This window comes from Komagataeibacter xylinus (assembly GCF_009834365.1).
GTDB lineage: Bacteria > Pseudomonadota > Alphaproteobacteria > Acetobacterales > Acetobacteraceae > Komagataeibacter > Komagataeibacter xylinus_D.
Genome location: NZ_CP041349.1, coordinates 36,107 through 62,813 on the forward strand (window position 1 = coordinate 36,107; position 26,707 = coordinate 62,813).

The following is a 26,707-nucleotide window of genomic DNA, read 5'->3' on the forward strand; positions in this document are numbered from 1 at the left end:
GCGTACTGGCGCTGCTTTCGCTGGTTTTTGGTATGCTTCTGACCGTCTTACGCCTGCCGGCCGCGCCGCTGCTGGGACCACTGGGGGCGGCGGTCGTACTGGCCACACGGGGTAGCGCGGTCCGTATTCCCCGCTGGGTCTTTCTCGGCGCTCAGGGCGTAGTTGGGGTCATGATCGCCAGCTATCTTTCAGCCTCGATCTTTCACGAAATGGCAGCCAGTTGGCCGGTCTTTGTTGCCGGTACGTTTTCTACCCTGTCTGCGGCAGCCCTTCTCGGCTGGCTGCTGACACGCTCGCGCCTGTTACCCGGCAATACCGCGATCTGGGGTTCGTCACCCGGTGCGGCCACGGTCATGACCCTGATGGCGGAATCATACGGGGCGGATATGCGGCTCGTCGCCTTCATGCAATATCTGCGCGTGGCGTGCTGCGCTGTCATTGCGGCTGTTATTGCGCGCGTGGCCGGAACGCCGTCCGCCCCGCTGGTCGTGGCACAGACCCTCTCATGGCAGGGTGCTTTACTTGCGCTTGTGATCGCGCTGGCAGGCAGCGCCTTGGGCACCCGTCTGCGCGTGCCGGCCGGGGGACTGCTTGTGCCCATGGGGATCGGGATGGCCGCAAGGCTTGGCGCCCATCTGCCGATCGAACAGCCGCATCTTCTGCTGGTCGCGGCCTATGCTCTGGTCGGGTGGGGCATCGGCATGCGGTTTACGCCAGATGTGCTGGCTTATGCCGGACGTGTCTTTCCACGTGTGCTGGGTTCCATCCTCGCGCTGATTGCGGTGTGTGGCGGCTTTGCATTGGTGCTGGCCCGGCTGGCGCATGTGGATCTGCTGACGGCTTATCTTGCAACCAGCCCTGGTGGAGCTGATTCCGTCTCCATTATCGCTTCGACCACAAAAGTGGACATGCCTTTCGTCATTGCCATGCAGGTCGCCCGGTTTTTCTGCGTTCTGGTCACCGGGCCAGCTCTGGCACGTTTTCTATCTCGTAGGTCGTCGGCAAAGGGGTAACAGGTCGTATCGCGAGAGACACATGGGAAACAGGTGGCAGGGAAAGAGGGAGTTGCCGAAGGCCAGTGTGACAGATCCTTCCATCGCAAACTCGCTGGTGCTGAAACTTGACGACTGTTTCCGGTGGATGACGGGAGCAGCCATTTGTTCACCAAAGTATCCGCCTAAGCCGTCTGTCTGTTTACGGAACGTCCAGCAGACAGACGGTTTCCGCCTCTTTGCAGACATTAGGTGCTTTGTTTGCCTGACTGCAAAGCCGACATGAAGCCAATCCTGATCCAGCGGCACACCCGTTGGCTGGTCAAATCACACGCTTTCTGCTACTAACACCGATAAATTAGAAGTAGATTATTTACACGAATACACCCACGCACATCCGATAATTGCTCGATATCGATGCCCCGTGTCGGGTAACGACTGTGATGCGATCCTGTTTGCTTTTATCGAGGTTCTTTGCAACCGAAAGTGAGGTCAGATGCTCAAAAGCTTCCGTAAGAATGCGCAAAACAGATCGTCACATACTGTAGCTCTTTCTGAAGAAGCTCTTTCTGAAGACGATGACCTGACACTTCGCCTGGGCCTTGGGCGCTTCGCCAAGCCAGAGCACCTTGAAGCTGCGCGCGCGACGGTTATTGGCTTGGCGGATCGAGAGCGCTGGTTGCAGTGCGATTGTTCAAAAGAACAGCAGCCAATCATGGTACCGGTCAGAGGAGAACGAGCAACGTTCCGTCTGAAGGAAGGCAGCGCCGACCATGACGTCGAATGCGATTTCGCCCGCCCTCCAGGTTATCAGCGTAGCATCAATCGCTCGCTCAGCCGAGTAGAGGGGAACATCAATTTAGGTTCCCGGCGCGCCCGGCCGCCTTCCCGCCCGCGCGGTATCAGGCAACGGCACTCGCATTCTGCTGAGAAGCGCTCCACGCTCGCGCGCCTGTTGATGACGCTGATAGACCGGGCGGCACTCAATCGCCTTGAACTTCCTAGGCGGGTGCGTGACCAGGAATCGCAGAAATTCGTCTGGAGGAGAAGCCTGTCCTTGAGCGACCAGCTCGCGGCCATCCGGTCCGCGGCGAACGGAATCGAGGTGTCTCCAGGAATTCAAGCTTCCCGTTTTCTTAAAACGGACACCGCCTATTTTAACGATCTGAAAGATAGCCTGCTTCAAAGCCGGGACGAGTTTGGAGACTATATCCCATTTGGATTGATGCTCTTCATCGCCAGCCATACTGATGGCAACGAGATATTTCCGGTTGGGGACGGACGTTGCCCAATTCCGTGTGGAAACGCCAGTGTCAGGGTTTTTGGCGAGGAACCAAGGACTGTTGAGCAGACGGCGCGTTCGCCCTACATCGCTTTGTGCCTAATCAGCGAAAACGCATCCGGAGACGGCATGGAGGTAATCCGCGCTTACCTGCATCCGTGCCTACATAAAGGCAGTTTATTTCCTGTCGACAGCAACGCTGAGCGTTCTACGTTCAAGGTCATCGACAAGGCTTGCGAATGGGTAGCGGGCAAACAACAAGGCCTGAGCTTTGATCTCGAGAAACCCTTGTTTTCGCTCGCGCCTGTTGAAGACGACAACGATAACGCGGAGACCTGCACCTTCTGTTGTATCCCCGACTTTATCCTGCACTGTACCCGAGATCAGCAACAGGAGAATCCCCTGGAAATTATTATCGAAACCATGGGCTTCGAAAACGACCAAAATTATTCAGCACGAAAAGAGCGCACGCACCCCGAGATGAAGATGCGTACTGGAATCCAGCACCTGCTGCTGCATCGGCCGCTGGGCCAAAACCTAGAACAAGAAAACTCTAGCCTTCTGAGAAGAATTGGCAGAATTGCGCTCAAATGGGGTGAAGATGGCTGAAGACCATGCGAGCGGATCACCAAGAACCCACGTCCAACCAAAACAGCAGTGGTTTCAGGCGGCAGTACCAACTTTGCAACAGAGCCTCAAGCGCCCGACAAGCAAATGTCAGCTTTCTGGTATTCCAAGTTAACCGCTGACTTTCCGCTTACGCCTCATATCAGTCACAGAAGCGTCTGAATGCCTTTCGGAATAGAAGACGTAAAAATTGGCAACGCTGCTTTGGAGGAACGCAAAAAGAGAGAATTCAACTTATGCGTCAGTCTTACATAAAAAGTTTTCAGAAAAATAATTATTTATACTATTGGATTTTAATTTTTTATCGAGATCACACGCAATGCCCACAATACGATCCATATCTGGAGTTTTCTCGATCCTATCAAGTCTCTTAACAGAGTTTTCTTGAATGATAGAAGTAGTTTTCTCCCAGTAATTCGTTCCTTTAATATCTTGATGAGTTTCCATTAGTCTTGCCAATGCTCCTCCCGATTTTGATTTAATAATTCCAGGACAAGATCGACAAAAATTAAATAATTTTTCGTCGCTGGTGGCAATCCAGACATCCATAGTTATTTCCGTGAAATTTGATACCTCACTCGTAGAGTCAACGATATCCGCAGCATTTAGTATGCGAAGATCCATGGCCCCATTTAAAGCCATTTTCATTATTTTTTTTGGACCGTTAAGTTCTTTGTTTTTCTTGATTTTGGAAAAGTTTTTTCTAGTATCGACAATTCTACAACGTAAATTTTCTGTTATTCCTTTTTCGGGCGCGAATACATATCTTGCTATATTTAATTCCTTTAGACTAACCAAGTCTAAGCAATCAGAGACAAATTTTAAATATGATTGAAATTTTTCTACTTCTGTTAGTTCTTTGAATTCGTCTATAATATGGATTGCAATTAAAGAAGCATAAGAACACGCCATAAGACTCTGGTATATGGGATCAATATCTTCGAAAAAATAATCTGAATTATTTTCTTCGGATATCTCTACCTTTGTAGCATTCGGATCATCAGAAAAACTCGGAAGATAATCTTTAACAAATAAGTTGAATGCGCTTTCGATTGACTTCTTTCTGTTTGCAGGAACCTCCTGATAGGCAGATGCAGGAGCTAAGAAAACGTTTTTAGATTTTCTGTTTTTAATTATTTTTACAAAATCAATTACACCAGCTTCTTTGAGCTTTTTATGGCGAATTCCGCTTTGATAAGCATCCTCAATGTCAATCAATATATTCGTATCCAATATAATATTTGTAGCATAATTTTTTTTGTAATTCGAATAGATGATTTCTGGTGTTATCTCGACTAACCCACTATCAGTATAGCTTGACTTAAATGTATGTATGAGTTTTGACATTTAACATTGGCTCCATCTATTTTGGAAAAGAATGATTGGGATATCATTCGTCGTCAAGATAACGTCTGATTTTTGTCTAATCGGACTGATTGCGGACATTCCGCTTACCCCCCAAAGCTGCTTGTCTGCTAGGCAATCTTGAGCAGACGGGTCGCAGTCGCCCTCACGGCAGACATTCAGTTGGTGATGGTGTTTCTCCGAAAGCCGACATCAGCTTCTCCTTGGGCGAGGGTTCACTGCGAGGATCAATCGGCTTTCCTGCTTCCGACCTTTCGCAATAGGAAGAGGCAGAAGCTTGTGCGAGACGGTTTCACAACTGCTCAGTTGTGAAACCGTGGTACCTTCAAAAAGGGTGGAAACCGGGATGGCTGTACTTGGATAAGCAGTTGCTTCTCGCCGGGCCTAGAGTGGTCAACTCGCGACGACGCGTTGGCGGAAATCCTGCTCATTAATTCTGGCACGCCGCCCGGTCGGCTCCAACGACGGCCCTTGGGTCGCTATCGTTAGGGATTACTTTGAGCTGAAGCGCTTTTTACCGCCTGTTATGCATCGCCCTTGCCGCGCCGAGACAGCTCGGCGACCCACGGCGAATAATTGCGCTCCTGAAAGACGATTGCGAGTTCCTTGCGTGGCCGGGTGACACCCACATAGAAGAGCCGCCGGGCTTCGCGAAGCGAGCCGGGCGATTTCTTGTCACGGTTGGACGGTATGTCGCCGGCGTTCATGCCGAATAGGATCACTGCGTCAAATTCGCGCCCCTTGGCGCTGTGTAACGTGCTCAAGCTGACGCGACCGCTGCCCTCGATCCGGCCTGCGAAGACGTTGAGCGGCATGTCCTTGTCTTGTGTGGGATTGGTTCGGGAAATCAGGTCTGCGAGTACTTCCCACTCCTGCTGGGGATTGCGCGCAACCTTGCGCCAAGGCGCGAGCAACTCGCACGAAAAGCGCTGGAGCCAGACATGTGCGCTATCGCTTGCGCCGATACCGCTGCGTAGGAAGGCTATGAGCTGGCGGGAGACGGTCTGCTCCTCAGCATCGCTCACGCGACCGTCAAACACGAGCGCCAGCGCTTGGCCGAGCAGGCGTGCATAAGGTGGGTCGGCCTCGTGCCAGCCGCCGGTGACCCAAGAGGCGCAGCTTTCTACGAAGCGAGCGAGGCGTGAACTCCGCTTGATGAGCGCATTGCCGTCTGTGCGGACATAGGGGATGGCCTGCTCGTCGAGCGCGGCGGCGACCTTGTCGCCGAGCCAAGCTGCCCGGTAGAGGATCGCAACCTCCTCATGCGGGTAACGCTCGAGCAATTTGGGAAGAACGCTTGCAGCGATCGCGCCGGCTTGGGCATCGTGCCCGCCTTTCACTGTCCAGAAGGCGAGATCGCCTTCTGGAGCATCGTCGAGCCCGCGATAGTCGCGCTCTTCACCGAGCGCGCCGAGCGAAGCACGAATGATCTTCGCGCCCGAACGATAGTTGAATCGCAGCCGTACCTCGCGGACATCCGGCCGCGCTAGCAGGCTCTGAAGTAGTTCGGGATTGGCGCCGGTGAAACCGTAGATCGACTGGTCGGCATCGCCGACAGCGAACAGACGCATGCCGCCCTCGAAGCAGAGCAGTAGGACAAGCTCATGGAGTGCGTGGCCTAGATCCTGATATTCGTCGACGAATAGAACGGGAAAGCGTGCGCGCAAGGCGTCGCGGATCCAGGCGTGCGACTGGATCATACGAAAGGCGATGAGCGGCATGTCGTCAAAGTCGATGAGCCCGCGGTTGCGCAGCTCCGTTTCGTAGGCCTCGATGAACTGGGCGAGCTCTGGATTTTGGCCGCGCCAGTCTGGCAACGCACGATCGACGTTACGTCGCCTCTTCTCCTCGGCGAACTTCCACCGGTCGTGCGGGTTGAACTGGTCCTCGCCGAATACACTTCGATAGGCAATCTCGACCGCTGCGCGCCGCTCGACCGTATCCGCCACGCGAAACTCAGCCGGCAGCAGCCCAGGGATGCAGCGCGCATAGGGCGTGATCACCTGAGTAAGCGCGAAGCTATGGACGGTGCCGATGAAGCTGCGCTCGCTCGCATGAATGCCGAGCCGCGCAAGGCGGATCTCGAGCTCGATCGCACATTCGTTGTTGTAGGTGATACAAGCGACCCCGCGAGGATCGACAACGTCTTGGATAAGCGCGCGAGCCATCGCGGTGGTGAGAGTCTTGGTCTTGCCGCTGCCCGGCCCCGCCAGCACGATGCAGTGACCACGCTCGCGCACAGCGACGCCTTGTTCGAGATTGCGGTCGAGTTCGGCCAAGGCCTCAGCGAGCGCCTTCCTGTTAGACACGGTCGGCGACAAATTGGATGGCAGCGGTGATATAGGCCGGCGGGAGAACGCCAAGTGGCATCTTCTTCGCAAGCTTGGCGCTGAGGCGCCCCTTGCCGATATCAGCGACCATGGCCAGCAACTGAGTCGGCTCGACCGGCGTCCCGGCGCGCCAAGCGGCGATCCGGCGCGTTCGGACTGCGCCGAAGCCCTGTTCGTCGAGAATGTCGAGCAGCGCAGTCTGCAGGCCCGGCGTCGCCGCCACGGCGACCTCGAAGGTCTGGTCGTTGAGGAAGTAGCCGATCTTCGCCCAAGCGGCACTGAAGTCGGCGAAATCCGAGAGTTCCCAATTAAGCCGGTCGGCGGGCGTCATTGGGGGTTGGCCGGAGATTGAACAAACATCGTCGCACAGGTTCAGCACACGGGTGAGCCCGAGTGGCAATTTAGTGCCGTCAAGCGGATCCCAGTCGGTGATGACCGCGAAGGGCAGCCCCAGGCTGACCGCAAGCTTCACATAGGGGCTGAAATTGGCGCCCGCAACGTTGCAGACGGTGATGCCGAGCCGATCGAGCTTCTTGCCGAGTGCATCGGCGAAGACTGGCACGAGCGTCTCCTCGGCATCGCCCTCGACGAAGAGCACGCCGCGCGCGAAGAGGAGCTCCGAGCGGGTCGCGGTCAGATAGCGTTCGACATCGTCGAGCTCGTCCGGCGTAACCGGCAGCGCGGCCAAAGAATAAGCACGGGTCGCGCCGGCATGCGACCGCAGCTGAACGATCGAGCGGAGCGGCGCGACCGCCGCCAAGGTCGGCGAGTGGCTGGTGACGATGAGCGCTTGGGCTGGATCGCCGGCATTGAAGAGCTTTTCGAACACCGCGCGCTGCAGTTGGGGATGGAGATGAGCTTCGGGCTCCTCGATGCTGAGCAGCGAGAAATTGCGCTCGTTCTTGGCACGTCGCCAGGCGAACTCGGCGAGCTTCAGTGCGATGAGCGCGACATTGGCGGAGCCAAGGCTGGCTTCGGAAAGGGTGCGCTTGCCGCCGTCGATGAACATCGCGATTGCGCGGAACAGGCGCAGCGGGTCGGCAGGCGCGAAACGCAGGCGCGCGTCAATATCGTGGGCAGAGCCAGCTAGGTCGAGAATGCCCAATCTCAGCGACGCCTCAAGCATTTGGACTGAAGGGAACGCCTCAAGCTTCTTCGTCGCGGTTTCGAGATCGGCGGCGACACCACTCAGTTCGGCTTGGCTGACGGCGGCAACCGCATCCTCAAGCAGAGGCCGGAGGGGCGAACTGCGCCATGAACCTAGCTGGCCTTCGGCGTCTCGCAAAGCGTCGAGCAGGTCGATCGCGATCCGTCGGCGCACACGTGGTTGAACGGCACGAGCCTCATCGCCGCCGCCGTAGACCAGAAATTCACAATCCTCGCTCGATTTCGGCGGCCCGATAACGTCCGCCTTCTTGCGAAAAACATAACTCAGCCGCGCGGTGCCCGGATCGGCCGCCGTTCGAAAATCGGTCAGAAGTGCGATTAGCGCATCATCATCGTCAAAGCCTGAGAAATCGACATGCACTTCGATCGCCGGATTGCCAGAGTGGTCGCAGCCGTCCCAAAAATCGGTCAGCTTAAGCTGACGCGCTGCATCCGAAAGCGTGGGGTCGAGAACCAAGCGGAACCCGAACAAAAGATTGCTCTTGCCCACACGATTCTCGCCCAGCAGCACGACATTGCCGGCGAGCGCGATGTCGACTGCCTGGAAATTGCGAAAGTTGCGGATGCTCAGCTTAGCCAGATGCACTATCTCTCCTTCCGCGGTCGGTTATTGGTTGTACGCTGAGCGCAGGCTTTAGTGCTGGAGGCCAGAAGTCAACCACGTCCTCGAGATTCGCTAGTGGATGTCGGATGCGGGCCTAGAGTGTCACAACCGGAAGGTTATGATATTGCACATTAATGCACGGTTTTCTGCAGCTTCACCGGTATCAAAAGCTCGTGTCAGAATATCCGCCTACGGGATAAGCGACTATTCACTCCGATGACTGAGATGGAAGGACGTTGCCGACGGTCTGCTTCCAACGGACCGATTGGCAGCTTTCGATCACTCCTCACCAATTACCGACATACCGCTTTCCCTCCCAATCAGACGTTCCATTCCAGCTGTTCATGCGCGGAAAATTATCGTCGAACAAGGAGGGCATGATCTCCGAAGCGCGTATGTCTGCCGGTGCCTCGTGCCTGCCTGACCAGGTCACCAATAATCTGCTGCGCCTCCACAGGAGCGCCCTGCAGCAGGTCCCGGAACATGGAGGACGTCAGGGTGGAGTCCGTTTTCGTCAGGAGACTGACAGTGCCCTTCACTGCGGCATCCCGCAGGGGATAGCCGGCAGCGGCAGCCGTTGACGCACATTCATGGATGACCGCTTGCGCAAAGGCCCGACCTGCTGGCTGGCTGGCGACATCCCCTACGGTTCCGCGCATCAGGCAGCAGATGCTGCCCAGGGAGGCGAGCAGAACCCATTTGTCCCACATGTCCTGCAGGATGTGGGTGGAACACACCGTTTCAAATCCGGGACCCGACAGGATTTTCGCAATACTGCGCGCCGCTGGCGTCTCACTACCTTCTCGTGCCCCCACGGAAAGCCGGGGGAGGGAACCCGTCTGGATAATGCGCCCCTGCGTATCAAGCTTGCTGACGATAAAGCACGTCCCCCCATGACCGCGGCAGGGCCAAAACGGTCTGCCAGAATATCAAGATGCTGCATGCCGTTGAGCAACGGGACAATCCGTGTTCGCGATCCCACCGCAGGCGCAAAATCGTTCATTGCACCCGTCAGGGAATAGGCTTTTACGCTGAGCAGGATGATGTCGTAGGGACCCTCAATCCCACCGGCCATCACCATCCGGGGGGCGATGGTGACGTTGCCAACGGAACTGATCAGGCACAGGCCCCCGGCACGGAGCTGCTGCAGGCGCCTTTCGCGCACCAGAAAGGTCACGTCATGCCCGGCGTTGGCCATGCGCGCGCCAAAATACCCACCCACGGCGCCGGCGCCGACAACAAGAATTCTGGAACCCATCACGCTGTTTCCTCTCCTTGATCCGCCCTGACGTGTTGCGGTTGAAGGCGAGTTGAAGCGCTCTGGCGGCAGGGGTCAAGACAGGCTCAAAATCTCGATCTTCCCGGGTGCCGGGCCTTGATGCTGGCTTCGTCGATATAGGTCTCGACGACCTGAAGGCTTTTGTGCCGCGAGAAGCGCTTCAGCTCCAGGAGATCATACCCGTCTTTCGCCCCCGTGGTGATGGCCCCGCGGCGCAGACTGTGCCCGCCAAAGTCCCCCTCAAGGTGGGTGTCACCGCAGCGTTTGCGGATGATGTCCGTGACTGCCCGGTCCGACAGGGCGTGCGGCCCGATCCTGGGCGGGGTTCCGACGGGAGTGGTTCCCGCCCTGTGGCCCCGCGCGGACCAGATGCGCCGGAAGACCGGACCTTCCGTGATCCCGGCCTGCCGGAGCCAGGTCTCGTATGCCAGAACCGGGCAGTTCCGGGTCAGGCCCCGCGGGATGCCGATCAGCGCGCCTTTGCGCTGGGGATCGCCCTTGGACCGGCCCAGCCGGATCTGCATGCCATCCTCGTCCACCGTGATGTCGTCCACCTTCAGTGCGGCCAGTTCGGAGCGCCGGAACGCGCCGGCAAAACCGAGCAGAAGAATGGCCCGATCCCGCGCACCGACCAGATCATGGGAACTGATGGCCGCGACGACCCGGACCAACCTGTCCCAGGTGAGCGCGGTTTTCTGGCGGGGCAGGACCTCCTTTGCCTCCCGCCGGATGCCGGCAAGCGTTGCGGTCACCATCGGATGGGCGGTGGGTACGGCAATCTGCGCCAGGTGGTGCAGGTAACGCAGGGCGGCACGATGCAGGTCGATGGTGCTGGTCCTGCGCCCCTGCAGCGCCATGTCGGCCAGATAGGCGGCAACATCCTCACCGCGGGCCGGCAGGGCGGGCAGGGCATGACCGGCCGCCCAGCGACACCAGGACCGCACGGCCGCGCGATAGGTGCGTAGCGTGTTCTCGGCCTTGCTGCGGTGCATATAGGCATCGGCGGCCTGACGGGCCGTAGCCAGGCGGCCATCATGTTCGGGGACGGGTTGTGCCGAGACGACGGAAAACCATTGCGCGACGGCAGCGGCTGGCTGGCCGACGGGCGCAGGGGGCGCTGCGTCTGCCGTCCCGGGACAGGGTACGGGCTGGAGCGGCCGGAACCAGGCCAGAAAGCTGGGCATGCCATCATCGATTTCCAGTCCGACAGCCAGTTCGAACCCCGATGGAACATCGGCCACATGGTCCTGAGCCATCTGCTGGGCAGCCGACGCATACGGCACGTTCTGGGCGAGGGGGTATCCGGGGAATAGGTCCCGTCCGGCAATTCGATGCCCGCCAGAAGCAGGGGCAGGGGCGGGGTGAACCGCGCGGTCGAGAGGATTTCGCGCCAGCGCGCCGGATCCTGTGTCTCGGCCAGACGCTGTCGTGTCAGTGGGTCAACGCGGGCGTGCAGCGCGGCCTGCGCTTGCCTGCTGGTGCCGAGGATCCGGACGTCGCTCAGCATGGCAGGGTTGCCTGCGCGTATGACCCCTGACGGTCACCTAGGCAGCAGGGAAGGAGTCCGCAGACAGGCGTGGCGAAAAGGCTCGGAAACAGGCGCATTTCGGGATTTTAGCAGGCATTTTGGAAATTTTCGTCTACTTCCGACAAGATAACTTATCGGAAATAGGAGTTTGATCAGTCGGATTTTGCTCGGCAAGGAGGGGAGGGAGCAGAAAGTCCGGAAAACCAAACCTTTCAGGATCACTTTGACGCTTTTTCGTTCTTTAAAAATCATTAACGTGATACGACATTTTGCATGAAACGGGGACGCCTCAATTTGGTCTGGATCAGGCGGCGCGTTTGCCCGCTGACGGTGGGCAGGCGGCCTGCTTTGGACGCCCGCCCGGTGCCGACCCGCAGGGATTTCGGGGCGGAAAATCGTGGATCCGATCAGAATGGCTGAGACCGGCCGACTGCTGCAGGCCGCGCGGTCGCCGGTCGGCCTGTCGCCCGCTACGGCGCGGGCCTATGCGGCCTCCTGGCGCGCTTTCGTCGGGACCCGGCCCGTCGACGGCTGCTTTCCGGTCGGCCAAGCTGTAGTGGCAGCGTGGCTGGACGCCCGGGCGAAGGCGGGACGGCCGCGGCAGAGCCTGGTGGTGGATCGCGCGGCGCTGACGGCGTGGTGTGCCGCCAATGGCGAGGGCCTCGATGTCACCCTGCCCGCTACGCGGGTGCGCCGGACCGGGGCCGGGGTCGATGCGGCGTCCCTGCTGGCCGCCGCGCGACGCTGTGGGCCCGATTTGCCCGGGCTGCGCGACCGGGCTTTGCTGCTGCTGGCGGCCACGCTGGACATCGGCGCCGAGGCGTTGGCCCGGCTGACGGTGGAAGACATCAGCGACACAGCAGACGGCATGACCGTCGCCCTGCTGCGGCCCCGGTCCGGGCGCCACCAGCTGCGTCGCCTGCGGCGGCGCCGGGATCCGGAGGTCTGTCCGGTGCGGTCCTGGGCCGCCTGGCGCGATGCCGCGCAACTGCGCTGGGGGGCAGGGTTCCGGGGGATCGATGCGCATGGCACGGTCGGGGATCCGCTTTCGGTGCCGGGGATCCGGTTTGTGCTGGACCGGGCGCTGGGGCGCCCGGATCGGCCGTCCCCACGGGCGCGCCGGACAAAATCGGGATCCCCGCCAGAGTCCTCAGGCCGGACGCCAGCGCGTCAACGCATGCTGAGACCGGCCCCGGACTGGATCCGGACGACGTTCACGGTAAGCGGTCCGGTGGACGCGGTGGCCCGGTTCCGGGCGGCGGCCCAGGGCCCGGGGATCATTCCCTGGCAGGTGGATTTCGACTACGAACAGGCCCGCCTGCTGGCACTGATGGCGGGCATGGGGGCGCAGGCGGTAACGCTGGCCCGGTTGCTGCGGCAGGCATCCGAGCGCCTGCATCAGATTGCCCTGCAGCATCAGGCGGCAGGCACGCCCGCCTGTGCCTTTGACCTGCATCGGCTGGTGCCAGTTCCCGGTCCCGTTCTGAAAGCCGGGTCGGACTCCCGCTCGGCGGCAGCCTGGCTGCAGGCGCAGTGGGGCACATTACTGCCGTTGCGCCGGGTAGAGGTCGAAGCCGTGCGCGACCAGCGCGCCCGCCGCAGTGCCCGGCTGGTCTACAACTTCTGGTCGGCGGAGTGGACGCCGTGGCAGGCGCTGGACCGGGTACGGACGGATTGGCCAGAGCTGGTGTTCGACATCCGACCGCAGTACGCGCGTGCTGGTACCGGGAAGACCGCCGATGCCGCCTGACGAGGACGAAGACTGGGGTGATCCGCCGCGTCGGCTACCGCGCCCGTTGGTACCGGAGTTTCATGTCGAGGGGTTTGACGGGCCGCTGGACCTGCTGCTGGATCTGGCGGAACGGCAGCGCCTGGATCTGGGCGTCCTGTCCATCGCGGACCTGGCGACCCAGTTTGTCGCTGAGGCGGAGCGACTGGCCCGCACGACGCCGCTCATGCAGCGCGCGGACTGGGTGATCTGGATCGCCCGGCTGGTGTTCCTGCGCTCGCGGCTACTGTTTGCCACGCAGGCGGAAAAACAGCTTGCCGAAAAAGAGGTGCGCCGGACGGTCGGCCAGATCGAGGGGATGCTGGAGATGCGCGCAGCGGCAGACTGGCTGGAAGCGAAGCCACAGCTTGGGGTGTCGGTTTTTGCGCGGGGCAGGGGCGCCGTGAAGAGCGGCGTTTTGGGAAGGCAGGGGACGTATTTCAGTCTAATGGAAGCCTGTCTCGGTACGCTGGAGCACGAATTGGCACGGGTCGAGACATCCGTCCCGATCTATCGGATCGATGTGCCCTCCTACTGGCGTGTGAGCGATGCATTGGCCTTTATCCGAGCGAAAATGAGAAACGGAACTTTCCGGAACATATGGGGCTGTGTTCCCGCGATGGCGTCTACCGAGCCTGAGGGAACGATTGGTCGTCGAACGGCTGTGGCTGCGACATTTGTGGCTGGGCTGGAATTGGTGCGGGCGGGAGATGCGTCAATCGATATGATTAAATTTCCCGTGGCGTGATGTATAGCGGTTGCAGACTCTCAGGAATGGTCAGGATCTCGCCATTAGATCCGCTTTCGCATGCGAAGGAATGGGACTACACGACTGAGTTTATGCTACACTGCGTATTGCTCATGAGAAACCGCGTCTGTCTAATGAAGTATCCCTCAATATCCTGCGTGGGATTACCGATGAGTCCCGTGCGAGAGAGATGCGACGATACTCGCGCCGGTACGGGCTTTCTGGCACATAACCCGAAGGCCGTAGGTTCAAATCCTGCCCCCGCAACCAGAAACACCCTCAAAACCCCGCTAAGTCCTTGACTTGGCGGGGTTTTTTGTTGCGCCACACACCACGCGCCTATCAAATTCACCATTATTTCAATGACTTGGCTCCCGTAGGTTCAAATCGGGGTCCATGACACCCGCAACCAACTGCTTCGTAAGTAGGCGTAGATGGGCGTGCCCCGGCGCACGCGGGCGCAGTACAAAAAAGGGTAGGGGAGAGGGCCGCAGTCGGGGTCACACGTACACTCCCGAAATGATGGCCCTGTTGGGATGACGGCTATGCGGGGGAAGCGGAAGGTCCAGCTACGGTTCATCTGAAAGCGTAACCGGACACGTCAGGCTGTCAAAATTATGCCAGGACAGGAAGACGGCCGGTATCATTACACGCACTTTCCCGCACTGAGGCGCAGGCAGGATTTCAGCGCACGCGCGGGTCTGGCGTCCGCCCTGCTGGGCTTCCTTTAGATGGCGTTCGCGGCAATCGGGACGGCCGCGACAAGTGCGCTGCCCTACACCAGCACGACATCGCTCGGCCTTGTGCTTTCGACGGCCATTGGTTTTAGTCTGATTATCTTCCTGCCGGTCGCCATACGTCAGCGTGCCTGAAGACGAACAGCGCAGGATCCTGACTACATCGGCCAGGAGACGCCAAATCTGCCCCGTCTCCAGCACTCGTTTTCACGCAGTATTTAGCAAGCTGGTGGTGTGGAATCAGCTACGCTTCAGTACCGAGGCCGCGAAAGAGAAGTGCGAGAATTCGCCTTATCTGCGCCTTCCCGTCTGAAGTGGGTGAAATTCGTAGTAGCAACGCCAGTAGCGTCAAGACATCTTCAGGATGGACCTCCGACTGTATTTCGCCCCGTTTTTCGCATGCTTCCATTAATTGGCGGACCGCGCCGACCATGGGCCAATAGGTTTCCCGCAAATCTTTTTCGGAGATTGCCGAACTCAGCGTATCGGCAACGCCGTGTTTCACCTCGCCGAATTGGACAAAGCGATCGCACCACAGTCGCAAAGCTTGCAACGGCGGATGTTTGGTGAGCAGGTCTGGGGCCAGACCCACCAGCGCGTCAATTTCCTTGCGGTATACGCCCACCAACAACGCCTCCCGGCTTGGAAAGTGGCGGTAGAGCGTACCGGCGCCCACCCCGGCCGCTTTTGCTATGGCATTGAGAGACACCCCCGGATCTGCGGCGAATGCATCGCGCGCGATGTCAAGAATGCGGTCGCGGTTTGCCTGCGCGTCGGCGCGCAATCTTATGTCAGGATCAGCCATCATACCCCTTGACCAAACGGAGAGATCTCCGCTAATGAATAAGCGGAGAGTTATCCGTTTATTTACTCTGCGAGGACGCTCTGTGCAATATGTGAAACTCGGCCGCTCCGGCCTTGAAGTGTCGCCCGTCTGTATCGGTTGCATGGGCTTCGGAGACCCCGCGGTGGGTCATCCTCGCTGGTCGCTTGACGAAGAAGCCAGCCGCTCGCTGATCCGCCATGCGCTCGAAGGCGGCATCAACTTCTTCGACACCGCGAATCTCTACTCAAACGGAAACAGCGAGGAGATCGTCGGCAGGGCGCTCAGGGATTTCGTGAACCGGGACAGCGTAGTGATCGCCACCAAGCTTTGCGCGCCCATGCACAACGGTCCCAATGCGTTCGGCCTGTCGCGCAAGACGATCATGACCGAGGTGGACCACAGCCTGCGGCGGCTTGGCACCGATTACATCGACCTCTACCAGATTCACCGCCGCGATCAGACCACCCCCTGGGAGGAGACGCTGGAAGCGCTCCACGACCTCGTAAAAGCCGGCAAGGTGCGTTATCTCGGCGCGTCTTCGATGATGGCATGGGAATTTGCCAAGGCGCTGCATCTTCAAAAGACGAACGGCTGGACGCGATTCATCTCAATGCAGGACAATTACAACCTTCTCGCCCGCGAGGAAGAGCGTGAGATGCTACCGCTTTGCGCCGATGAGGGGGTGCAGACCGTCGTTTACAGTCCACTGGCACGCGGCCGCCTGGCGCGTCCCTGGGGAACGACCACCAGGCGAAGTGAAACCGAGCCCGCAGGCGCTGAGCAGAATGAGGCCACCGCCGCCGCCGACCGTCAGATCATCGATGCGGTTAACGCCATCGCAACCGAACGCGGCGTCAGTCCGGCGGAAATCTCGCTCGCCTGGCTGCGCCGCCAGCCCGTTGTTGCCGCCCCCATCGTCGGAGCGCTCAAGCCCAAGCACATCGACGATGCCATCGCAGCGCTCTCAATCGCCCTCACTGACGATGAAGCGAAGCGATTGGAAGCTCCTTATACGCCGCGTCGTGATGACCAGGGTATATCCGACCCGGCCGCGCTCGCCCGGGTCCTGGAAACGGTCAGCGGATTTAAAAAGGACACGCCAGATCTCATCGAAAGAAAGTAACCCGAACCGCCTGCTATCAGCACCGTTCCCGTTTCGGTCATAAACCGTCGTCCTTCTCTGCAGGCATCAGCCCGCGACTTCAAGCTGCGCAAGATCGGCAATCAGTCCCGGACCGGTCGGTTCCCATCCCAATGTCTGCCGCGTCAGTGCGCTGGAGGCCCGCATGTCGAAACCCGCGAACATCGCGAAGCGCCCGAAGAAAGTCGGTGCCTCATCCGGCAGGATCGATCGGACCGGCAGGTCCAGGCGACGGCCGAGCGTCTCGACGATATCGCGCATCGCCACCCCCTCTTCGGCCACCGCATGCCAGGCGGTGCCTGTCGCCCCCTTTTCGATAGCCAGTCTGTAAAGACGGGCAACATCGAGCACATGCGCCGCAGGCCAGAGATTGCTCCCATCGCCCACATAGGCGCAGGTGCCGTTCTGACGGAACGTCTCGATCAGCGGCGTGATGAGGCCCTGCTTGGCCCGGTCATGGACCTGCGGCAGACGCACCACTGAAGCGCAGATACCCTGCGAGATCAGCGCCAGCGTCGTCTGTTCGGACACGCGCGGGAACGGGAAGTCCGACGGAATCACATCCTTTTCGGTCGCCACCTGGCCAGGTGGCGCCAGTCCCGCCAGTCCTCCCGTGGCAAGAAACGGCTTGTTGGAGCCGGCAAGCGCGGACCCGATTGCCTCGATGGCGCGACGATCCGTTTCGCAGCTTGCCAGGAAGTTCGACCAGTCATGAATAAACGCCAGGTGAATCACGGCGTCCGAAGCCGCCGCACCCTTTTGCAGGCTGTCAAGATCCTCGAGCGCACCGTGCTGCACCTCAGCGCCTATGGCGGCAAGCGATTGAGCCCCCTCATCCGAACGGGCCAGACCAAGTACCTCGTGGCCGGCAGCGATCAGTTCCCTGACGGTCGGCATACCGATAAATCCGGTGGCGCCGGTGACGAATACACGCATGAGCTAAGTCTCCCGTTTTCAGATGAAGACAAATCTCGGTCCATGCCCTATTCTGGTAAAGTAGTGACCTTATCGTATTATAAAGATTAACAGGATGAGCGAGCACCAGCACGTCGAAAAGCGGCTCGGTACCTGGCTGAAAGATCGCCGCGCGAAGCTTGATCCGGCTGCCTTCGGCCTTCCCTCGGAACGCCGCCGCACGCCAGGTCTGCGGCGTGAGGAGGTCGCGCAGCGGGCCAACATCAGCCCGACCTGGTACACCTGGCTGGAACAGGGGCGTGGTGGTGCCCCATCAGCCGACGTGCTGGATCGGATCGCCCGCGCCCTCATGCTGACCGACGTCGAGCGCGAACATCTGTTCCTTCTCGGCCTCGGGCGCCCACCCGATGCGCGGTATCGCAAGAACGGCACCGTCACGCCGCGCCTGCAACGCGTGCTCGACGCACTGGATCCCAGCCCGGCGGTGATCCGGACCGCAACCTGGGATGTGCCAGCCTGGAACCGGGCGGCGACCATCATGCTGGGGGATTACGGCGCCCTGCCGCCGGCGGAACGCAACATCCTGCGGATCATCTTCCTCGACCCGCGCTCCCGCGCCATGCAGCCCGACTGGGAAAGCATGGCACGCTACGTGGTGAGTGCTTTTCGGATCGAAACAGCGCGTGCCGGCGCGGCGGATGAGGTCACTCCCCTGGTGACGGCACTCTGCCGGCTCAGCCCCGAATTTCATACGATGTGGCATGAGAATAGCGTCACCGAGGCACCGGTCGACATCGTCAAGCACATCGACCATCCGGTCCTCGGCTCCTTCGCCTTCGAACATTCCACATTTTCGGTCGATGGCCGGCCAGACCTGACGCTGGTCGTCTACAACCCGGCAACACTGGCGGACGCCGAAAAGCTCGGGGAAGCCGTCCTGTCTCACCGTAGCGTAGCAGGTGTGTAGTGGCTTCTGTCCGAATATTTATCGCCTGAAATACCAATTCCAGCCGTTTATCCGGGAAAACAACATCTGACACCAAAAGTAAGGTTCTTTACCGCCCAGATTTCGTAATCAATCAATACAATGTTGGTGTAGTATACTAATTTACTGAAAGGATCGATCTAATTTCGTCTGCCTGTTTATAAATCCGGAAACATGCCTCCACCCCCTCTCAGATTAACTCCCGTGATATAAGCTGCAAGCGGGCTTGAGAGAAAGACTGCCGCGTTCGCTATATCTTCCGGCGTTGCAACATAGCCAACAGAAACCTGTGCAAAAATTGGCAGAACGGCAGCCTCGATCTCGGGTCATGGCGTATCTTTCTCCGCCAGTCCCCGTTGGGCTGCTACCTCCTGGAAACGGGTGATCGCCAGAAGCTGTCCAAGACCAGCGTGACAATGAGGCTCGACATCCGCAGCTTCCACATGATGCTCCGCATGCACGCGCACTGGACGTAGCTCTGTGGGCGGTGTGCGATCAGCAAGACTGCTGGCCTGCAGGGATCGGGATTGCTTCATCTGGCATATCCTCGATAGTCTATGGCATTCTGTCGAGCGCTTGATAAAAAATCAGCCTGTATAGTAGAGGGCATGACACGTTGTGCGAAAACGCTTCTGCCCTGGCTGATGATCTTCGGTGCCGGTATCTGCCTGCGTACCGGAATTGCGTCCCTCTCTCCCATCCTCGACCGAATCGCACGAACTCTTGCCATCTCCAACGCCGAACTGGGCTTGCTGACCACACTTCCAGTCCTATGCATGGGCGGTCTGTCTCCGCTTGGGCATATGCTGGAACGGCGACTTGGCCTGAGACGCTCCATGATAATGGCATTGGCGCTTCTGACGATCGTCCTGCTCCTTCGCCTTGATGGTGGCAGCTATGGACTGCTGCTTTTCACGGCCGTCGGCGTGGGCGTAGCCGAACCGGCGTCGTTCGCCCGCAAGATCGCGCAGCCGACCGCGTGCCTCGGCATCATCCGGGCGGCGTGACGCATAGCGCCACGTCTTCGGGTCCATGCCGATCAGGCGGCAAGCCCACCGCTGCGAGTAATCCCGTTCGGTCATCGCCCAGGTCACGGCCTCCCGCCGCAAACCGGGCGTCACGAGTTTTTTGTCAGCAGGTCCTTCAGCGTCGAGATGTCCATCACGCTCTCCGCCAGGAGCCGCTTCAGCTTCGCGTTCTCTTCTTCAGGAGCCTTGAGCCGTCGCGCCCGCCTAATGCTCCTTCAGGATCCCAATGATCTGGTCCTGCGTGAAACGTGATCTTTTCATCGTCTGTCTCCAGTGGACAGACCTTACTTCAAATCGAGGGCATTTCAGGGGGCTGGGTCAATCGGCCATAGGGTTTATTCTCCGGTAAACCCGGGGCAGTTCAGTTTCTGGAAGAAGCCGAGCTGGACTATTCCATCAGTCCTGGACAGGTTCTTGCCGGACATTCTGGTCAGATATTCATGCGGCTGAGGTTGACAAGCCAGTCACAGAACAGCTCAGCCTGGCTACTACGCGGTGTGCGGGCCGTCAGCACATAGCCCCTGCGGCTTCTGAGTGGTTTCTGCCAGACTTTGACCAGCACGCCGCTTTCCAGACAGGTATCAACCAGCGGCCGCCACCCCAGCGCGATGCCTTCCCCCTGCATGGCAGACTGCAGCAGCAGGGGATAATTGCCAAAAGTCCGGAAACGCGCCGTCTTCTGGCTGCCCCGTGCTGACAGATCCGGGTCCATCCGGGCAAACCAGTCCGTCCATGTAAACCACAGGTTCTCGTGTCCATTCAGGTGCAAAAGATGTGCACGTCCCAGATCAGCCAGTGTCGTGAAAGGGCCATAGGTGCGCGCGTAGGCGGGGCTGCATACCGGATAGACTTCCTCCTCAAACAGCGTAATGCGGTTTTCGCCTGATTTACGGACGGCAGCCTCAAACAGGATGGAGACATCCGCCGTTATCCCCAAGGGGGGCTGGGCCTGCAGCGCTTGGGTTGTCAGGATCTGGATTTTTACGCCCGGACAGATTTTTTCAAAATCCGGCAGGCGGGAAATCAGCCAGTTGGCGGCAAAACCATAATCTGTCAGCACATTCAGGGCCCTATCCCGGCTAACGGCCGTAGCCTGTTCTAGCGCGGTCCTGATGGTGGCCCGTGCTTCCGACGCCGCGGCGACCAGCGTGCGACCAGCCTCATTCAGCGCAACCCCGCGATGCCTGCGCATGAACAGCGGCATACCGACGACACGTTCGATATGGCCAATCTGCTGACTGACGGCGGGCTGGGTCATGCCCAGTTCGGCCGCAGCAGCGCTGAAACTGCCCAGACGGCCTGCCGCTTCGAGCACCCGCGCATTGCCCATCAGATAATCAACCGTGTAATCCGTCATAATTATTAATTATACAAGATATAAGAACAAAACAACATCACAAATCACATTTAATGTCGCATATTAAGTCCATAACACAAACCACTATCTTAGTTCGTTGTATATTCGTGAGAAGAGAACCATGCCCGAGCAGCAGCCCAACCGTCCCAATTTCCTTGTAGTGCTGGCAGATCAGTTAACGGCGGCGCTGCTGCCCGCAGTTCTGGGCGGTCGCGATCCATCGCCCGTCATCGTCCCCAACCTGACGGATCTGGCAGGGCAGGGCGTGGTGTTTGGTAACGCTTATACCAACAGCCCGTTATGCGGTCCGTCGCGGGCCGCGCTCATGAGCGGCCTCCTGCCCACCATAAGCGGCGTATATGACAATGCCTGTGAATGGCACGCCGATACCCCGACATTCGGCCACCGGCTACGACTTGCAGGGTACCGGACCATCCTTTCGGGCAAGATGCATTTTGTCGGGCCGGACCAGTTGCACGGGTTTGAGGAACGCCTGACAACCGACATCTACCCTGCCGATTTCAGCTGGGTGCCTGACTGGCTGCACCCGGAAATCCGGCCTGACTGGTACCATTCCATGGATTCAGTTCATCAGGCCGGTCCGGTCGTACGCAGCAACCAGATCGATTATGACGAGGAAGTCGCCTTCGCCACCCGCCGCAAGCTGTATGATCTGGCCCGTACGCGCGATGGGCGACCGTTCTGTATGCTGGTCTCCTTCACCCATCCACATGACCCGTTCAATATCGGGCAGGAATGGTGGGACCGGTATGCTGATGTCCCCATTCCGTCGCCTCAGGTGGACCTTGCACAGGATCCTCATCCCGCCGTTATCCGCATACGTGAGGCGTGCGGCATTGCGGCCGACCCAGCGACGCCACAGGCAGCCCTGCGTGCACGGCGGGCCTATTTCGGCGCGATTTCCTATATCGACCATCAGGTAGGACGGCTGCGCGCGGTGCTGCAGGAAACGGGGCTGGACCGCAACACGGTGATTGTATTCACCAGTGATCATGGTGAAATGCTGGGCGAGCACGGTCTGTGGTACAAGATGTCCTTTCATGAAGGGGCGTCGCGCGTGCCGCTGATATTCAGCGGCCTGGATTTTTTCCGTCCCCGCATCGTACGCGATGCGGTCTCGCTGGTGGATGTGGGAGAGACGCTGTGCACACTGGCGGGAGCGCCACCTGCACCCCGCACCGATGGCCGCAGCCTTGTTCCCCATCTGAATGGATTAGGCGGCCATGATGGCGTGTTTGGCGAATATTGCGGGGAAGGCACGACAGCGCCCGTGAGCATGATTCGCCGCGGGCAATGGAAGTTCATCCATACCCCCGGCGAACCCGACCAGCTTTTCGACCTGAACGATGATCCGGATGAAACCCGCAATCTGAATGGCAGCAATGCTGCGGTAGCCATACTGGCGGCCTTCAGGGAAGAAACGCACAAGAAATGGGATTATGCCCGCATTACCCGCGATGTCATTGCCAGCCAGAAACGGCGGCAACTGGTCAGCCGCGCGCTGGCGATGGGGACCTGTACGCACTGGGACTACCAGCCCCTGCCTAATGCCCACAACGCATACATCCGTAATCACAAGCCTCTAGAAACGCTTGAGGCTGAAGCGCGCCTTTATCCTCCCAGCGTCCGGTGAGACATTCGCCATGAACCGTATTCCCACCCTGTCGTATGTGACGACATTCGCCTTCGCCCTTTCGGTTGGCACGCTGCTCTGCGTCTGTGCATCCTTTGCGGCAGACCTGACCGATACCCAACCCGCCGCAAAACGGGCAAAATCGCCGCGCCATGCTCCCGCAACGACGATGGCCAGCGGCAGACCGGCAAGGAAAGACGCAGGCGGCGTGGAGGAAATAACCGTCCGCTCCACGCGGCGGACCCAGCGATCAAGCACCATTCCTGCCTCCATCGTCGCCCTGTCCGGCAACACATTGCAGACTACGGGCGTGCGGGATGCCCTGACCCTGGCCCATGACGTACCGGGGCTTATGGCCGAAACCACATCAGGCTCCGCCAATCCGCGCTATCGTCTGCGCGGTATCGGCACGAATGACTTCTCGGCCAACATGACCACGGCGGTCGGCGTGTCGGAAGATGACGTGTTTCTGGACAGTGGGGCCTCGCAGGGGTACCGATCTATGATCTGGACCATGTCGAGGTATTCCGTGGCCCGCAGGGCACATTGCAGGGCAAGAATACCACAGCGGGCACCGTCAATTACTATACCAAACGACCCACCAATCATCTGGACGGCTACGTGCGGGGCACGGCTGGCAATTATGGGCGGCTGGGGGAGGAAGGGGCGATTGGCGGCCCTATTGTCAAGGATCGCCTGATGGCGCGCTTTGCCATCACCAACCAGGATTTTTCCGGCCAATACCATGATAGTTACCGGAAGGAAGATGCCAACGGTTACCAGTATTACGACATGCGTGGCGAGATACTGGCCAAGCCCACTGATAATCTGAGCATACTCGTCAAAGGTCATATCGGGCGCAACAAGACCGATGTGGAACTGGACCATGTGGGCCTGCTGGCCGGGGGAAAGGATGATCAGGGCTATGCCCAGACATCGGCCCGCAACCTGCAGAACAATGGCCGGAGTGACGCGACAACGCGCCGGTCGGGGCTGTCGGTCAATGCACAGTACGCCTTTGCCCATGGCTGGACACTGACGGATATTTTCGGGCTGGAATGGAATCACTTCAATGTCTTTTCCGACGATGACGCCAGTCCTGCCCCGATCGACTATCAGGAAAACATCGGCGGCGTCGCGCGTGTGCTAAGCAATGAAATCCGCGTCGCATCGCCCCAGAGCAAAAAGATACGCTACATCGGCGGTGTCTATTACATGCGCAACCTGACCCAGTCCTACAGCCAGCAGCCACTCTACAGCCCGGTTGATTTTGGCGCGGGCGGCAACGCGTCCAGTTTCAATATCAACACGCAGGATGCAGCCGTATTTTCCGCCATTTCGGTTGACCTGATGCCCAGGCTGACGCTGGATGTCGGCGCGCGTTTCACATCGGAAACCCGTCAGGCCAATGGCGAGGCGTGGGCCTATGCCACGCAGGCTGGCAACCCCTATAATACATCCGACCGGGTGCTGACCTACATCAACACCAATACGAACACCTATATCGATCCCGCGACAGGCAGCGCCATCAGCGGGCCGACGCTGAAAAAGACGTTCAACAGGGACAGTGAGGACGCCAGCCTTAAATACCGCTTCAACAGCAACATCATGGGCTATTTGCGCTATGCGCGGGGGTTCCGTACTGGCAATTACAATACCTATGTCGCCACGGCGTCTGATTTTAGCCTGTATAACCCGGAAACGCTGACAGATTACGAAGGTGGAGTCAAAGCCCGGCTATGGAAGGGACGCGCCCAGATCAACCTGAGCGGCTTCCATTACGACTACGACAACATGCAGGTCACGATCCTGCAAAATACCGGTACGCACACCACCAATGCCGCCAGCGCCGTATCCAACGGCTTCGAGTTCGAGGGGCAGGTACGACCGCTGGACAATTTTCTCGCGACATTTGGTGTAACCTATCAGGACGCCCATTACACCAGCTTTACCAATGCCAGCGCGCCCACGCCGTTCAATGGCGGCAATCCGGTCAATCTGTCCGGACAACCGCTGGAGCGCGCGCCGCGTGTCACCGCCAATCTGCTGCTTAGTTACACATTGCCCGTCTCATTCGGTGACTTCGCCTTCCAGACAGACTGGCGTTACACCAGCCGTTACCGTTTTCAGGCATGGTCAGACGTCACGCCCACCACACCGGGTGCGCTGCTTTCATCCGCGCAGGCGCAGGCTCTTGTCCGCAACGCTTTTTCACAGAAACCAGTCCTTATGGGCAATGTACGCGTAGCCTGGCATTCGCTGGACAAGAAAACTGAAGTGGCCTTCTGGATGCATAACATCACCAACCAATTGACGTATACTAATGCATTTGGGGAATTTTTCAACGGCAATATCAGCCGCTATCCCGGTGAACTGCGCAGCTTTGGCTTTGAGGTCTTCCGTTCCCTATGACCAGTACCAACGAACTTCGCGCACCAGCGGGGACTGCCGGACGATGGGAATGGGTGGGTATCAGCGCCGCTGACTGCGCGGCCCATAGCATGAACTCGCTTGGACCGTTCGCGGTCAGTGCGCTCATGACCGACCTACACCTCAACACTTTTCAGGCAGGAATTTGGAGCACGGTCGAAATGGTGGCCTATGCCGGGGCCATGTTCGGTATCTCGCCATGGGCTGCGGGTCTACACCTGCGCCGGGTGGCACTGGTGGCGGGTATCATGGTCGTCATGGCTCAAGGTGCTTCTGCCATTGTGGCCAGCTATGGTATACTACTGGCATTGCGCCTGCTGGCCGGGACGGGACTGGGCATGCTAAATGCTGTGGTCAATATCGGCTCAGCCCGGTCGCATGCGCCCGCACGCAGGCTGTCGCTAGTCATGATCGTGCAGACCGTGGTGTTCACCATCGCCAGCCTGCTTCTGCCGCAGGCGGCGGCACTCGGGGGTAGGACAGGGGTATTCGGCTTTCTGGCGCTGCTGGTCGTTTTCCTCCTACCCCTTATGGGGTTTACGACCTCCCGATCGAGCATACCCCGGTCTCATCGTGTTTCCATAACCCGGTCAGGCGAACGGTCGTGTGTTCATTCCCGGTTCATCATTGCCGCCGTTGTTTTCTATACCAGTGGCAGTCTGGCCATATGGCCATTTTCCGCCCATGTGGGGCATCTGGCTGGATTGACGAATACGGCGTTTGGCTGGCTTGCGGCGGTTGCCAATATAGGTGGCCTTGCAATGTGTATCGCAGGCTCGCTGCTGGGGGATGGCAGGGCAGCCTTCCGTCTGCTGGCGCCCGCCGTCCTCCTGACCGCGCTGGCTTGCGTCGTGCAGGCCGTTCCATGGAGCATTTCCGCCTTCTGCACGGCGTTCCTGCTTAATTATGCATTGTGGTTTTTCATTTATCCCAATCTGATCGGCATCGCTTGCCGCATGGATCCGAGCGGCAGGCTGGCGACCCTGTGCAGTGGGGCGTGGATGATATCACAGGCCAGTGTGACCCCGCTTTCCGGGTTGCTTGGGCGCAATGGGCATTTCCTTGGCGTTGGGTTGCTGGGCATGGGCAACTGTCTGGTCAGCACCCTGCTGGTTGTCGGTCTTTATTTTAGCATGCATGGCAGGATCCGTAATCGCTCCATGTCCCAGCATCGATTGCGTAAAAATAAGCAGGTATATGCACGATCAGGACTAGATACCTATTTTTAGGGATCCTGAGGCAAATAAACCTCGATCACGGAGAGATGATCGATAAACGCGATCGCGAAGCTGACGGTTTCGCGGGCTGCACTGGCTCTATGCGCGGCTTCGGCATACAGCGCATGGGCCGCAGCCACCGCTTCTGGCTTGGATCCCGCGTTGGCAATAACGCCGCTGTAAGCGCCTAGTGCGCCCCGCCCCGGTGACATAAGTGTCAGGCGAGCGTCTCCCCCGGAAAGGGTCAGAGTGGTCACACCATCGGTGATATAGTCCACCGGACCGCTGACTGCGGCAATCGTGCTGGTGCGCGCGGCCAGATTCTGAAGAAAAGGTTGGGCTTGATCGGATGTCAACGTGGTACCGATACCGCGCCCGCTACCTGTGCCGTCGGCCAGGGCGATCAGTTCCGAAGCATTATCCCGGATCGCGGTCGGACGGAACGTCAGCAAATCCCACACGACCTGATCGTGGGCTGGCGCGCCGGTCCCGACCGCTAGCAGGAGGTTGGCCGACAGGGTGGCGGCGATGTAATTCGTGATGCCGTAGCAGAACGGCCTGCGTGCTTTGAAGCACACGAATTCCTCACGTACGCTCAGGGATGTCCAAGAACGCGCATCCATTACGATCCTTTCTGTTTCACCAGGCCATACCGGCGAGCATTGGCCGGTTCATAGCCTATCGGTTAGCTGAGGCATGCCACTGGGCACGCGGGATCGACGGTCCA

20 protein-coding genes and 3 pseudogenes are annotated in these 26,707 nt (G+C 59.0%); 12 read left to right on the top strand and 11 right to left on the bottom strand.

Going from position 1 to position 26,707, the window contains the following annotated elements; genetic code table 11:
* Window positions 1-32 precede the first annotated feature (32 nt).
* Both FMA36_RS17005 and FMA36_RS17010 read left to right on the top strand, forming a co-directional pair.
* On the top strand, window positions 33-1,013 hold the full coding sequence (locus tag FMA36_RS17005) for an AbrB family transcriptional regulator (protein WP_240906612.1): 981 nt from the start codon (window positions 33-35) through the stop codon (window positions 1,011-1,013).
* Window positions 1,014-1,488: 475 nt separating this feature from the next.
* Window positions 1,489-2,883: a hypothetical protein gene (locus FMA36_RS17010; protein ID WP_159264165.1), complete on the top strand. Its 1,395-nt coding sequence runs from the start codon at window positions 1,489-1,491 to the stop codon at window positions 2,881-2,883.
* Window positions 2,884-3,135: 252 nt separating this feature from the next.
* Here the strand turns inward: FMA36_RS17010 and FMA36_RS17015 are convergent, their stop codons facing one another.
* From FMA36_RS17015 to FMA36_RS17035, 5 genes and pseudogenes are all read right to left on the bottom strand, one after another.
* Window positions 3,136-4,248, bottom strand: a complete 1,113-nt coding sequence (locus tag FMA36_RS17015) for a hypothetical protein (protein ID WP_159264167.1) — start codon at window positions 4,246-4,248, stop codon at window positions 3,136-3,138.
* 542 nt (window positions 4,249-4,790) lie between these two features.
* Entirely contained in the window at window positions 4,791-6,575 is a 1,785-nt protein-coding gene (locus FMA36_RS17020) for an ATP-dependent helicase (protein WP_159264169.1), read from the bottom strand.
* Window positions 6,568-8,349, bottom strand: coding sequence for an ATP-dependent nuclease (locus FMA36_RS17025; protein WP_159264171.1), 1,782 nt, complete (start codon window positions 8,347-8,349; stop codon window positions 6,568-6,570). Before FMA36_RS17025 ends, FMA36_RS17020 begins: the two co-directional genes overlap by 8 nt.
* A 428-nt stretch (window positions 8,350-8,777) precedes the next feature.
* A pseudogene (locus FMA36_RS17030) lies at window positions 8,778-9,625 on the bottom strand (ketopantoate reductase family protein); the annotation flags it as partial.
* Window positions 9,626-9,711: 86 nt separating this feature from the next.
* A pseudogene (locus FMA36_RS17035) lies at window positions 9,712-11,153 on the bottom strand (tyrosine-type recombinase/integrase).
* A gap of 433 nt (window positions 11,154-11,586) precedes the next feature.
* Here FMA36_RS17035 and FMA36_RS17040 point away from each other — a divergent pair.
* The 3 genes from FMA36_RS17040 (at window position 11,587) to FMA36_RS17050 (ending at window position 14,562) form a co-directional block, all read left to right on the top strand.
* Entirely contained in the window at window positions 11,587-12,924 is a 1,338-nt protein-coding gene (locus FMA36_RS17040) for a site-specific integrase (protein ID WP_206065356.1), read from the top strand.
* Entirely contained in the window at window positions 12,914-13,690 is a 777-nt protein-coding gene (locus FMA36_RS17045) for a segregation/condensation protein A (protein ID WP_159264173.1), read from the top strand. The genes FMA36_RS17040 and FMA36_RS17045 overlap by 11 nt, the downstream gene beginning before the upstream one ends.
* Window positions 13,691-14,421: 731 nt before the next feature.
* Window positions 14,422-14,562 (top strand): hypothetical protein, encoded by a 141-nt coding sequence (locus FMA36_RS17050; RefSeq protein WP_159264175.1) that lies wholly within the window; start codon window positions 14,422-14,424, stop codon window positions 14,560-14,562.
* 109 nt (window positions 14,563-14,671) lie between these two features.
* On the opposite strand, the gene FMA36_RS17055 is transcribed toward FMA36_RS17050, so the two are convergent.
* Window positions 14,672-15,211 (bottom strand): TetR/AcrR family transcriptional regulator, encoded by a 540-nt coding sequence (locus FMA36_RS17055; protein ID WP_159264177.1) that lies wholly within the window; start codon window positions 15,209-15,211, stop codon window positions 14,672-14,674.
* 103 nt (window positions 15,212-15,314) lie between these two features.
* On the opposite strand from FMA36_RS17055, the gene FMA36_RS17060 reads away from it, so the two are divergent.
* Window positions 15,315-16,376 (top strand): aldo/keto reductase, encoded by a 1,062-nt coding sequence (locus FMA36_RS17060; protein WP_159264178.1) that lies wholly within the window; start codon window positions 15,315-15,317, stop codon window positions 16,374-16,376.
* Between the two features lie 66 nt (window positions 16,377-16,442).
* On the opposite strand, the gene FMA36_RS17065 is transcribed toward FMA36_RS17060, so the two are convergent.
* Window positions 16,443-17,330: an SDR family oxidoreductase gene (locus FMA36_RS17065; protein WP_159264181.1), complete on the bottom strand. Its 888-nt coding sequence runs from the start codon at window positions 17,328-17,330 to the stop codon at window positions 16,443-16,445.
* A gap of 94 nt (window positions 17,331-17,424) precedes the next feature.
* Between FMA36_RS17065 and FMA36_RS17070 the strand changes: the two genes are divergently transcribed.
* Window positions 17,425-18,276, top strand: coding sequence for a helix-turn-helix transcriptional regulator (locus FMA36_RS17070; protein WP_159264183.1), 852 nt, complete (start codon window positions 17,425-17,427; stop codon window positions 18,274-18,276).
* 176 nt (window positions 18,277-18,452) lie between these two features.
* Here the strand turns inward: FMA36_RS17070 and FMA36_RS19815 are convergent, their stop codons facing one another.
* A complete protein-coding gene (locus tag FMA36_RS19815) occupies window positions 18,453-18,614 on the bottom strand; it encodes an SDR family oxidoreductase (protein WP_346766533.1) in 162 nt (53 codons plus the stop codon).
* 324 nt (window positions 18,615-18,938) lie between these two features.
* Between FMA36_RS19815 and FMA36_RS17080 the strand changes: the two genes are divergently transcribed.
* Window positions 18,939-19,301, top strand: coding sequence for an MFS transporter (locus tag FMA36_RS17080; RefSeq protein ID WP_346766534.1), 363 nt, complete (start codon window positions 18,939-18,941; stop codon window positions 19,299-19,301).
* Here FMA36_RS17080 and FMA36_RS17085 read toward each other — a convergent pair.
* Together FMA36_RS17085 and FMA36_RS17090 are read right to left on the bottom strand one after the other, a co-directional pair.
* A pseudogene (locus tag FMA36_RS17085) lies at window positions 19,227-19,583 on the bottom strand (IS3 family transposase); the annotation flags it as partial. The gene FMA36_RS17080 and the pseudogene FMA36_RS17085 overlap by 75 nt on opposite strands.
* A gap of 169 nt (window positions 19,584-19,752) precedes the next feature.
* A complete protein-coding gene (locus tag FMA36_RS17090; protein WP_110560940.1) occupies window positions 19,753-20,679 on the bottom strand; it encodes a LysR substrate-binding domain-containing protein in 927 nt (308 codons plus the stop codon).
* 121 nt (window positions 20,680-20,800) lie between these two features.
* On the opposite strand from FMA36_RS17090, the gene betC reads away from it, so the two are divergent.
* The 4 genes from betC to FMA36_RS17105 are packed head-to-tail and all read left to right on the top strand — an operon-like array spanning window position 20,801 to window position 25,992.
* Window positions 20,801-22,333 carry a choline-sulfatase gene (gene betC, locus FMA36_RS17095; RefSeq protein ID WP_110560939.1) on the top strand — a complete coding sequence of 511 codons (1,533 nt, stop codon included), beginning with the start codon at window positions 20,801-20,803 and terminating at the stop codon, window positions 22,331-22,333.
* 10 nt (window positions 22,334-22,343) lie between these two features.
* Window positions 22,344-23,033 (top strand): Plug domain-containing protein, encoded by a 690-nt coding sequence (locus FMA36_RS19590; RefSeq protein ID WP_240906615.1) that lies wholly within the window; start codon window positions 22,344-22,346, stop codon window positions 23,031-23,033.
* A complete protein-coding gene (locus FMA36_RS17100) occupies window positions 22,955-24,745 on the top strand; it encodes a TonB-dependent receptor (protein WP_240906616.1) in 1,791 nt (596 codons plus the stop codon). Before FMA36_RS19590 ends, FMA36_RS17100 begins: the two co-directional genes overlap by 79 nt.
* Window positions 24,742-25,992, top strand: coding sequence for an MFS transporter (locus FMA36_RS17105; protein WP_159264185.1), 1,251 nt, complete (start codon window positions 24,742-24,744; stop codon window positions 25,990-25,992). Before FMA36_RS17100 ends, FMA36_RS17105 begins: the two co-directional genes overlap by 4 nt.
* On the opposite strand, the gene FMA36_RS17110 is transcribed toward FMA36_RS17105, so the two are convergent.
* Window positions 25,989-26,603 carry a hydroxyethylthiazole kinase gene (locus FMA36_RS17110; protein ID WP_010511769.1) on the bottom strand — a complete coding sequence of 205 codons (615 nt, stop codon included), beginning with the start codon at window positions 26,601-26,603 and terminating at the stop codon, window positions 25,989-25,991. The genes FMA36_RS17105 and FMA36_RS17110 overlap by 4 nt on opposite strands.
* Between the last annotated feature and the right edge of the window lie 104 nt (window positions 26,604-26,707).

Excerpts from the sequence above, each read along its gene's own strand:
- FMA36_RS17005 (WP_240906612.1), top strand. The coding sequence starts at position 33 with ATGCTTCTGACCGTCTTACGCCTGCCGGCCGCGCCGCTGCTGGGACCA.
- FMA36_RS17010 (WP_159264165.1), top strand. The coding sequence starts at position 1,489 with ATGCTCAAAAGCTTCCGTAAGAATGCGCAAAACAGATCGTCACATACT.
- FMA36_RS17015 (WP_159264167.1), bottom strand. The coding sequence starts at position 4,248 with ATGTCAAAACTCATACATACATTTAAGTCAAGCTATACTGATAGTGGG.
- FMA36_RS17040 (WP_206065356.1), top strand. The coding sequence starts at position 11,587 with ATGGCTGAGACCGGCCGACTGCTGCAGGCCGCGCGGTCGCCGGTCGGC.
- FMA36_RS17045 (WP_159264173.1), top strand. The coding sequence starts at position 12,914 with ATGCCGCCTGACGAGGACGAAGACTGGGGTGATCCGCCGCGTCGGCTA.
- FMA36_RS17050 (WP_159264175.1), top strand. The coding sequence starts at position 14,422 with ATGGCGTTCGCGGCAATCGGGACGGCCGCGACAAGTGCGCTGCCCTAC.
- FMA36_RS17065 (WP_159264181.1), bottom strand. The coding sequence starts at position 17,330 with ATGCGTGTATTCGTCACCGGCGCCACCGGATTTATCGGTATGCCGACC.
- FMA36_RS17070 (WP_159264183.1), top strand. The coding sequence starts at position 17,425 with ATGAGCGAGCACCAGCACGTCGAAAAGCGGCTCGGTACCTGGCTGAAA.
- FMA36_RS17080 (WP_346766534.1), top strand. The coding sequence starts at position 18,939 with ATGATCTTCGGTGCCGGTATCTGCCTGCGTACCGGAATTGCGTCCCTC.
- FMA36_RS17090 (WP_110560940.1), bottom strand. The coding sequence starts at position 20,679 with ATGACGGATTACACGGTTGATTATCTGATGGGCAATGCGCGGGTGCTC.
- betC (WP_110560939.1), top strand. The coding sequence starts at position 20,801 with ATGCCCGAGCAGCAGCCCAACCGTCCCAATTTCCTTGTAGTGCTGGCA.
- FMA36_RS19590 (WP_240906615.1), top strand. The coding sequence starts at position 22,344 with ATGAACCGTATTCCCACCCTGTCGTATGTGACGACATTCGCCTTCGCC.
- FMA36_RS17105 (WP_159264185.1), top strand. The coding sequence starts at position 24,742 with ATGACCAGTACCAACGAACTTCGCGCACCAGCGGGGACTGCCGGACGA.
- FMA36_RS17110 (WP_010511769.1), bottom strand. The coding sequence starts at position 26,603 with ATGGATGCGCGTTCTTGGACATCCCTGAGCGTACGTGAGGAATTCGTG.